Here is a 2,715-nt window from a genome sequence, read left to right as displayed (position 1 = left end):
CCGCCCGGTCGGTGCCGGGACTGCTCCGGGAGGCGCGGCGGGGCACCGCTGCCGCCGGGAGCGCCTCGGGCGCCGACGCGCAGCCGGTCGACCAGCTCGGCCACGCGGGCGGCCGTCTGGCCGTCGTCGAAGGCCAGCAGCCGGTGGCAGGGCTGGGAGGTGGGCCGGGTGTGGGGGAGCCATCCCGTCCAGCCCCAGTGATCTGCGCCGCCCGGGGCGATCGCGACCACCTCCACGGCGCTCGGCGGGTGGAGCGCGACCACGTGGGCGAGGAGTGCGCGGGCGACCGCCCGCACCCGCGGGAGCGGCCCGGCGAGTCCGAGCGAACCGGCGGAGGTCAGCCGGAGGGTGACCGGGTCGAGCGGGCCGGCGGAGTGCTGCGCGCTGCCGAGTCGGGACGTCAGCAGCTCCGGGTGCCCGCTGCCGCGCTCCCACAGCGGGGCGGCCGACTCCACCGCCGCGAGCAGCAGCGTCGCCGGGTCCGGTGGCGCGGGCGCCGCGGCGCGGGCCTGCCCGCGGCCGGTGCCGCGACCGGAGGTGGTGGGACCCGTCGGCCTCACCCCGCCGAGCGGGGCGGCCGGGGAGCGGTGTGCCGAGGTGCGGTCGGTGGTGTCACGCCCCGGCGCGCGCCCTGCGCCGTCCAGTGCTGCCCGCGCGCCGGGAAGGGGCATGCCGCCGGAGAGCGGGAGCGGGAGAGGGGCGACGGCGGCTGCCCGGGGGGCAGGGGCCGTCCGGGCACCGACCACGCGCAGGACCGTCTCGCCCACCCGCAGCTCGGCGCCGTCGGGGAGCGCTCCGGGGCGCGCTCCGACGGTTCGGCCGTCGACGGTGGTGCCGTTGGTGGAGCCGCAGTCGCGCACGGTCAGCGATCCGTCGGGCGCTGCCGTGACGACGCAGTGGCGGCGGGAGACGTCGGGGTCGTCGAGTGGGATCTCCGCCTCCGCGGAGCGCCCGATCAGGATCTCCCCGCCGCGCAGCAGGTGGACCCCGCCGGCGTCGGGCCCCGCGACCACCAGCAGCCGCGAGGTGGTGCCCTCGGTGCCCGCCTCGACCGGGCGGCGCAACGCCAGCACGGCGCCGTCCACCAACGGCGGCACGCCGAGCAGCGCGCGCTCGGGGTCCAGTCTCTCGGCGCCGCAGAACACGGCGACAGGGGTGCCGGAGCCCGGCGCCACCGTGTCGGACAGCGCCGCGAGGACGGCTGCGAGCGGGGTGTCGGGCGGAGCCGAGACGGTGGCGTCGGCCGCTGCCGCCGGGACCCTGCCCTGCGGTCCGAGAACGGTCACCCTGAGCTGCATCGGCCCTCCCGGTCCCATCGGCGTCTGGAGCCCGGACGCATCTTCCCACCTGCCACCGACACGTCGCGCCTCCTCGGACAGTTCGCGATCTTCACTGTCCGGAACTGTCTGATTCTGATCGGCCGGAAGTGATCGACTTCGCGGGTGCGCCCTCTCGCGCGTACCCCCGGCACCCCGCCCGCCGGACCGCGCGCCCCCGTCCCCACCAGCCACGACACGAGGCGCACCCCCCACCCGCCGCCCGCGGCGGTGTCCGGCCGCCGCCGGCCCGCCCGGCCCCACCGGGGTCCGCGCCTCGACGGACCGACGCCTTGCGGACGGCCCGCCCGAGCCCGGGACCGGCCAGGACCGCCCGCATTACAGTAGGTGCCGGGGAGCCGCGTCACACCACGCTGCCGTCCCGGCGCCAGACCACCAGGAACCGAGTCACTAGGAGCACGCGTGCGGCCCGTTGGCAGCAAGTACCTGCTCGATGAGCCGCTGGGGCGCGGCGCCACCGGGACCGTCTGGCGGGGCCGCCAGCGGGAGGAGGCCGGCGCCGAGGCGGCGGTCACCGGGCACCCGGGCGAGGCGGTCGCCATCAAGGTCCTCAAGGAGGAGCTCGCGCAGGACCCCGACGTGGTGATGCGCTTCCTCCGGGAGCGCTCCGTGCTGCTGCGGCTCAGCCGCGACAACCATCAGAACATCGTCCGCACCCGTGACCTCGTCGTCGAGGGGGAGCTGCTCGCCCTGGTGATGGACCTGGTCGACGGCCCGGACCTCCACCGCCACCTCTACGACAACGGCCCCTTCTCCCCGGTCGCGGCGGCACTGGTCACCGCGCAGATCGCCGACGCCCTCGCCGCCGCCCACGGCCGGGGCGTCGTCCACCGCGACCTCAAGCCGGCCAACGTCCTGCTGGCCAGGGACGGCGCCGACGGCGAGCTGCTGCGCCCGATGCTCACGGACTTCGGCATCGCCCGGCTCGCCGACGCCCCCGGCGTCACCCGCGCCCACGAGTTCGTGGGCTCCCCCTCCTACGTCGCGCCCGAATCCGCCGAGGGACGCGAACAGACCTCCGCCGTCGACGTCTACGCCGCCGGGATCCTCCTCTTCGAACTCGTCACCGGCGAGCCGCCGTTCCGCGGCGGCAGCGCCCTGGAGCTGCTCCAGCGCCACCTCACGGAGCAGCCACGCCGCCCCGAGGGGCTACCGGACCCGCTGTGGACCGTCATCGAGCGCTGCCTCGTGAAGAACCCCGCCGAGCGCCCCTCGGCGACCGCGCTCGGCCGCGCGCTGCGCGCCGTGGGCGAGGGCATCGGTGAGTACGCCGGACCCGAGGAGCGTTCCGCGGCGCTCGGCGTCGCCGCGCTGCTCCCGCCGGACCCCGCCCCGGTGCGGGTCGTCGGCAGCGGCATCACCCCGGCCGGCGCCGCGG

General features: G+C 77.4%; 2 protein-coding genes. One reads left to right on the top strand and one right to left on the bottom strand.

What is annotated here, in order from left to right; translation table 11 throughout:
* Window positions 1-1,298: FHA domain-containing protein (locus HCJ92_RS23530; RefSeq protein ID WP_167935628.1), on the bottom strand; the 1,298-nt coding region annotated here is incomplete at its 3' end.
* A gap of 441 nt (window positions 1,299-1,739) precedes the next feature.
* Between HCJ92_RS23530 and HCJ92_RS23525 the strand changes: the two genes are divergently transcribed.
* Window positions 1,740-2,715 (top strand): protein kinase domain-containing protein (locus HCJ92_RS23525; protein ID WP_167935627.1); only part of this gene is annotated, 976 nt, incomplete at its 3' end.

Source organism: Streptomyces spiramenti, assembly GCF_012034385.1.
GTDB classification, from domain to species: Bacteria; Actinomycetota; Actinomycetes; order Streptomycetales; family Streptomycetaceae; genus Streptomyces; species Streptomyces spiramenti.
The sequence above is the reverse complement of the archived record's forward strand: the minus strand, read 5'-3'. Positions and strand labels throughout refer to the sequence as shown.